Origin of the sequence: Halovibrio sp. HP20-59, from assembly GCF_033052795.2 — a bacterium.
Taxonomy (GTDB): domain Bacteria; phylum Pseudomonadota; class Gammaproteobacteria; order Pseudomonadales; family Halomonadaceae; genus Vreelandella.
Map to the genome: position 1 here is coordinate 1 of NZ_JAWJUW020000117.1, position 257 is coordinate 257.

The window sequence follows — 257 nt, forward strand, 5'->3', positions numbered from 1 at the left end:
TCCTTTTTCAGGGATATCGTGACACAGGGGAAAGTCATCGTCTTGACTGTCGACCCGTCGACCGTCGACGAGGAGGCTATCGGACCATTCCGCTCAATCGCGGACGTGTTCCTCGAACTGCAGATGGCCGAAGTCGGGAACGACGTCCGCCGGTCGATTCAGGTCCGTCGGTTCGCCGGGATGGGCGAACAGGTGGGTGACTCCATCGGGTTCTCGGTACGGTCGGGGACGGGGATCGTGATCGAGAGTCGGAGCGT

General features: G+C 61.1%; 1 protein-coding gene. It reads left to right on the forward strand.

What is annotated here, in order from left to right; translation table 11 throughout:
* A partial coding sequence (locus tag RZA33_RS19600; RefSeq protein WP_317509905.1) for a hypothetical protein occupies positions 1–257 on the forward strand: 257 nt, incomplete at both ends.